Origin of the sequence: Janibacter anophelis NBRC 107843 (assembly GCF_001570945.1) — a bacterium.
GTDB classification, from domain to species: Bacteria; Actinomycetota; Actinomycetes; order Actinomycetales; family Dermatophilaceae; genus Janibacter; species Janibacter anophelis.
Genome location: NZ_BCSQ01000092.1, coordinates 1 through 6,288, shown reverse-complemented (window position 1 = coordinate 6,288; position 6,288 = coordinate 1). Strand labels below are relative to the sequence as shown.

Here is a 6,288-nt window from a genome sequence, read left to right as displayed (position 1 = left end):
GTGGTGCGGCGGGACCCCGCCCGCCGACGCCACCGGAGGACCAGAGATGTTTCTCATCGAGGACGCCGTGCCCGAGCCCGCGTACAGCTCGGGCGTGCTGCTCGCCATCGCCGCGGGTGCCGTCGCACTCCTGCTCCTGCTCATCATCCGATTCAAGGTCCACGCCTTCGTGGCGCTGGTGCTCGTCAGCTTCCTGACGGCCCTCGCGACCAAGATCGCGCCCGCGGACGTCGTCACGACGATGACCGACGGCTTCGGCTCGACGCTCGCCTCCGTGGCCCTGCTCGTCGGCCTCGGAGCGATGATCGGCCGCCTGCTCGAGGTGACCGGTGGCGCCCAGGTGCTGGCCGACACCCTCATCGCGCGCTTCGGCGAGGACCGGGCTCCCTTCGCCCTCGGTGTCGCCTCGTTGCTCTTCGGCTTTCCGATCTTCTTCGACGCCGGCCTCGTCGTCATGCTGCCGATCATCTTCAGCGTCGCGCGTCGCTTCGGTGGGTCGGTCCTGCGCTACGCCTTCCCGGCCGCCGGTGCCTTCGCCGTCATGCACGCCTTCGTCCCGCCGCACCCCGGGCCGGTCGCCGCGGCCGACCTCGTCGGCGCCGACATGGGCCTGCTGCTCATCATCGGTCTGATCATCGGCCTGCCGACCTGGTACCTCGCGTCCTACCTCTACGGCCTGTGGGCCGGCAGCCGCTACATGGTCGACGTCCCCGACCTGCTCGCCGGCCCGCCCTCCACGCCCGAGGCCAAGGCCGGTCGACTGCCCTCCTTCGGGCTCGTCCTGACCGTCCTGCTCATGCCGATGGTGCTGATCTTCGTCGACACGGGGCTCAACACCCTCGCGACCTCCGGCATCGTCGACGGCGAGGCCACGTGGGTGCTCGCCCTGCGGATCATCGGCAAGACGCCCATCGCGCTGCTCATCACGACCCTCTTCGCCATGGTCGTCCTCGGCTGGCGCAACCGGACCAGGTCCGAGGTCGAGACCGTCCTCAACGACGCGCTCGGCCCGGTCTGCGCGATCATCCTCATCACCGGCGCGGGCGGCATGTTCGGTGGCGTCCTGCGGGCCAGCGGCATCGGCCAGGCGCTCGCCGGCACCCTCGAGTCGACCGGTCTGCCGGTCATCATCGCGGCCTTCGTCGTCTCCGCCGCGCTGCGCGTCGCCCAGGGCAGCGCGACGGTGGCCCTGACGACGGCCGCTGGCCTCATGGCCCCGACGATCGAGGCGTCCTCCGGTCTGAGCTCGATCGACCTCGTCCTCGTCGTCATCGCCATCGCGGGCGGCGCGACCGTCCTGTCGCACGTCAACGACTCGGGCTTCTGGCTCGTCGGCCGATTCCTCGGCATGGACGAGAAGACGACCCTCAAGACGTGGACCGTCATGGAGACGCTCATCGGCGTCATCGGGTTCGCCTTCGCCTTCGTCGCCAGCCTGGTGTTGTGAGATGACCACGCACGTCGTCGTCATGGGCGTCTCCGGCAGCGGCAAGACGACCGTCGCGCAGGGCGTCGTGGCCCGCACGGGGTGGGTCTTCGCCGAGGCCGACGAGTTCCACCCCCGGGCCAACATCGACAAGATGTCGCAGGGGATCCCGCTCACGGACGAGGACCGGTGGCCCTGGCTGCACGACCTCGCCGGGTGGATGGCGGCACACGCGGCGAAGGGGGAGGACACCGTCATCACGTGCTCGGCCCTCAAGCGCTCCTACCGGGACGTGCTGCGGGCAGACGTGGCGGCGCTCGGTGGCGCCCACCGCGTGGTCTTCGCCCACCTCGACGGGGCCGCGGAGGTCATCGCGGCCCGGCTCGAGGGGCGCAAGGGGCACTTCATGCCCCCTTCGCTCCTGCAGTCGCAGATCGACACCCTCGAGGCCCTGGACATCGACGAGGACGCGGTCGTGCTCGACCTGACGGCCGCCCCGGACGTGCTGATCGACCGGGTCATGGCGCACCTGGGCGACTGAGCCCCGCTCAGGCCCCGGCCACCCGCACGATCAGCGCCTGCTGGTCGACGCTCACGCGCAGGCGGGAGGCCTCGCCGATGACGTCGCCGTCGACCTGCACCGGGTGCGGCTCGTCGACCGCGACGGTGTAGACCGAGCCGGAGGTGCGGATGAGCTCGTTGCCGTCCTTCTCCGAGCGGCCGAGGACCCGCACCGCGACCGAGCCCCATCCGATGAGCGTCTTGGGTGCGACGACGACGCCGTCGAGCCGGCCGTCGTCGAGGCGGGCGCTCGGGATCAGCTGGATGCCGCCGGTGAGCGTGCCGCAGTTGCCGAAGAGGATCGTGCGCGCGCTGACCGGGTGCTGGTCCGCGCCGTCGATGCTCCACCGCACGCGGAAGCGCTTGATGAAGATGCTGCGGAACCCGGTGACGAAGTAGGCGGTCCAGCCCACGCGCGCCTTGAGCTCCTCGCTCGTGCCGCCCATGATCGCGGCGTCGAAGCCCATGCCCGCCATGACGAGGAAGGGGTGGCGCTGCACCGGCGGACCCTCCACCGGCTCCTCGGCCTGGCCGGAGTCGTCGGTCGCTGGCTCCTCCGCCGGGTCCAGCTCGAGCCACGCGACGTCGATCGCCTTGTTGCGGCCCGTGCACGCCACGCGCAGCGCGGGGGCGAGGTCAGCGCCCATCGGGATGTCGAGGTTGCGGGCCAGCAGGTTGCCGGTCCCCTTGGGCAGCAGGCCCATCGGCGTACGGGAGCCCGCGAGGGCCACCGCCACCGCCCGGATCGTGCCGTCACCGCCGAGCGGGCAGACGAGGTCGACGCCCTCCTCGAGGGCCTGGCGGGCCTGACCCGTGCCCGGGTCCTCGGCGGTCGTCTCGAAGAAGAGCGGCTCGGCCCAGCCGAGCCCCGTGCTCGCTGCCGTCAGCTCCGCGCGGACCTTGGCGACGTCGTCGAACTTCGTGGGGTTGATGATGACCGCAGCCCGGCGCTCGCGCTCCTCGCGCTCACCGCGGCGGAAGCTGCTGCGCTGCGGCCGCGTCCGGCCGTGCCGGCCACGCGCCGTCCCGGGGCCGGCGAGGACGAGTCCCACGACGACGCCGATGAGGGCCAGCGAGAGGGCGATGACGAGCGCCAAGAGGGTCCAGTCCGACACGGCGGTGACGCTACCCCAGCAGGGACGAAGGGGCAGCGCGGACCGGCGTGGCGGGGAGGTCCGGGCATCGCGGATATCCTGCGAGGCGTGATCGACCTCAAGTTCCTGCGTGACCAGCCCGATGCCGTCCGCGCGAGCCAGCGCGCCCGTGGCGAGGACGAGTCCCTCGTCGACGCGGTCATCGCCGCCGACGAGCGGCGTCGCGAGAGCATCGGTGCCTTCGAGTCCGCGCGCGCGGAGCAAAAGGCGGCGAGCAAGGAGCTCGGCCCGGTGATGGGCCGGCTGAAGAAGGCGGAGAAGGCCGGCGAGGACGTCACCACCCTGCAGGCCGAGGCCGACGCGCTGCGCGACAAGGGCGCCGCGATGTCCGCCCGGGTCAAGGAGCTCGAGGCCGCGGCGGAGGCGGCGAAGGGGGAGCTGGAGATCTCCCTTCGGGCCATCGGCAATGTCATCCAGGCGGGCGTGCCCGCCGGCGGCGAGGACGACTTCGACCTGCTCGAGGAGGTCGGGACCCCGCGGGACTTCGCCGCGGAGGGCTTCGAGCCCAAGGACCACCTCGAGCTCGGCGAGCTGCTCGGCGCGATCGACATGGAGCGGGGCGCGAAGGTCAGCGGCAGCCGCTTCTACTACCTCACCGGCATCGGCGCGCGCCTGGAGTGGGCGCTCATGGGCCTGGCCCAGCAGATCGCGACCGAGGAGGGGTTCACGCCCCTCGTCGTGCCCAATCTCGTGCGCGCGGAGACGATGGCCGGCACCGGCTACCTCGACGTCCACGACGACGTCTACAACCTGCCGAACGACGACCTGTACCTCACCGGGACCTCGGAGGTCGCGCTCGCCGGCTTCCACGCCGACGAGATCATCGACCTGTCCGACGGTCCGCTGCGCTACACCTCGACCTCGACCTGCTACCGCCGTGAGGCGGGCAGCTACGGCAAGGACACCCGAGGCATCTTCCGCGTCCACCAGTTCCAGAAGACGGAGATGTTCGTCTTCTGCCGGCCGGAGGACGCCGTCGCCGAGCACGACAACCTGCTGCGCATCGAGCGCCGGGTCCTCGACGCGCTCGAGCTGCCCTACCGGGTCATCGACGTCGCCGCGGGGGACCTCGGCGGCCCGGCGAGCCGCAAGTACGACTGCGAGGCGTGGGTGCCGACCCAGGGCAAGTACCGCGAGCTGACCTCGACGAGCAACTGCACGACCTTCCAGGCACGCCGGCTGGGCATCCGCGAGCGGCGGGCCGAGGGCGGCACCCAGATGGTTGCGACGCTCAACGGCACGGCCCTCACGAGCACCCGCCCCATCGTCGCCCTGCTGGAGAACCATCAGCAGGCCGACGGCTCGGTCCGCGTGCCCGCCGCGCTGCGGCCCTTCCTCGGCGGCCTCGAGGTCATCGCCCCGCGCTGACATGACGACGCGGGCGAAGGGGTCTTCACCGCGTCGTCACGTTCGCGGGCTACGTTGGGGTGAGCGATGGAGCAGGAGCTGATCGAGTGAATCTGGCGGCGCACCACGAGGTGGGCGGCACTCCCGCCCCCGTCGGGCGCGCCCGCTTGGTCGCGTCCGTGACCGCCCGGGTGCTCGACGGTCAGGCCGTCGCCGTCCACGGGTCGCGGGGGATGGGGCGGACCACCTTCCTCGACCTCGTGGCCGCGGCGCTGCCCGACACCGTGGTCGTGCGCCTCGCCGCGCCGGGCGTGCCCGGCCATGGTCTGGCGGCCATCGCCGGGGCCTTCGACCGGGCGACGCTCGATGAGCTGCCCGAGGGCATGCGCGCGGCGCTGCTCGACCCGGGCGGACTGACCGTGGGGGACCCGGCAACGCGCCTCGCCGACGCATTCACCGAGCTGCTCACCACGCAGGCGGCGCGGGCCCCCTTCGTGCTCGTCGTCGACGACGCCCAGCACCTCGACGGGCTGAGCGCCACCGCGCTGCGCGCGGCGGCCGTGCGCTCCCTGGGTCCGGGTGCGGTCGGCATGCTGCTCGGACTCGGGCCCTCGGACCCCTCACCGGAGACCGGATTCGTCCCGCCGACGGCCGAGGCACGTGAGGTCCCGCTGCTGCACATCGACCTGCCGCCGCTCGCCGGCGCCGACACCGTGGAGATGCTGACGGGCGTCGGTGTGTCCACGGACACGGCGCTGTGGGCCCACCGGGAGTCCGGCGGCAACCCCGGCCTCGCCCACGAGATCGCCGAGACGGCCGACGACCGGTCCCCGGCGGGTCTGACCCGTGCCGACCAAAGGCGGGCCCGCGAGCGGCTGCAGACCCTGTCGGACACGGTGCTGACCACGCTGCGCCGGGTCGCGGCCATGCACCAGCCGACCCTGGGGGTGCTCACCCAGCTGGGTGGTGCCGACGCCTCCGCGAGCATCCGCACCGCCAAGCAGCTCTCCCTGCTCGTCACCGAGGACGAGTACCTGCGCCTCACGCCTGCTTCGCTCGGCGACGTCCTCCTCGAGTCCGTCGACAGCGACGAGCTCGTCCGACTGCACCGCGAGCTGGCCGAGCACGCCCCGAGCCAGGCGCTGCGGCGATATCACCTCGCGCTCGCGGGCGACCCCTCGACGACCCCGGCCCACCTGGCGGCCTCGGCCCGCGAGACCGCGGCCCGCGGCGAGCACGACCTGGCGGCGCAGCTGTACCTGCTCGCCGCCGACGCCGGGACCGCCGAGCGTGCCGAGTGGATCACCTGCTGCCTGGAGAACGCGGTGATCGGCAAGGAGACCCGGGTCCTGCACCGCGCCATCGAGGCGGCCGCCGAGCTCACCGAGCCGCACCAGCGGGTGCGGGCCGACCTGGCCCTGCTCGAGCTCGACGCGAGCTCGCCCGACGAGCTGCTCATCGCCGCGATGCACGCGTCGGAGCGTCATCCCGAGCTGCAGGCGCGGGTGCTGCTGCAGCGTGCCCGCATCCTCCTCGGCGTCCACGAGCTGCCCGCCGCGCTCGAGCTGGCGGAGCGAGCCGCCGGGCTCGCGGTCGGCGTCGAGCGTCCCGACATCCGCGTCGAGGCGCTGACCGTGGCGGCGGCGGTCAGCCACACGCTGGGCGACGGCCGGGCCCGTGGGCTCATCGAGCAGGCTTCCGCCCTGGCCGGCCCGCCCCGCCCCGGGCAGGTCCACACCTCGCCCCGCTACATCGCCGCGCGCTTCGCCCTCCACGACGACGACCTGCGGCGGGCCCGGG

Annotated in this window: 5 protein-coding genes; 4 read left to right on the top strand and 1 reads right to left on the bottom strand. The window is 72.8% G+C overall.

The annotated features are described in order from the left end of the window. Nucleotides 1-46 precede the first annotated feature (46 nt). A complete protein-coding gene (locus JAN01S_RS15995; protein ID WP_218000067.1) occupies nt 47-1,447 on the top strand; it encodes a GntP family permease in 1,401 nt (466 codons plus the stop codon). A gap of 1 nt (nt 1,448) precedes the next feature. Then, on the top strand, nt 1,449-1,967 hold the full coding sequence (locus JAN01S_RS15990; protein WP_068319755.1) for a gluconokinase: 519 nt from the start codon (nt 1,449-1,451) through the stop codon (nt 1,965-1,967). 7 nt (nt 1,968-1,974) lie between these two features. On the opposite strand, the gene JAN01S_RS15985 is transcribed toward JAN01S_RS15990, so the two are convergent. Next, nucleotides 1,975-3,102, bottom strand: a complete 1,128-nt coding sequence (locus JAN01S_RS15985) for a diacylglycerol/lipid kinase family protein (RefSeq protein WP_084360329.1) — start codon at nt 3,100-3,102, stop codon at nt 1,975-1,977. 87 nt (nt 3,103-3,189) lie between these two features. Between JAN01S_RS15985 and serS the strand changes: the two genes are divergently transcribed. Together serS and JAN01S_RS15975 are read left to right on the top strand one after the other, a co-directional pair. Beyond that, the gene (serS, locus tag JAN01S_RS15980; protein ID WP_068319753.1) at nt 3,190-4,509 is read left to right on the top strand and encodes a serine--tRNA ligase; all 1,320 of its coding nucleotides are present in this window, start codon (nt 3,190-3,192) and stop codon (nt 4,507-4,509) included. An 86-nt stretch (nt 4,510-4,595) separates the two neighbouring features. Further along, nucleotides 4,596-6,288: AAA family ATPase (locus JAN01S_RS15975; protein WP_169797254.1), on the top strand; the 1,693-nt coding region annotated here is incomplete at its 3' end.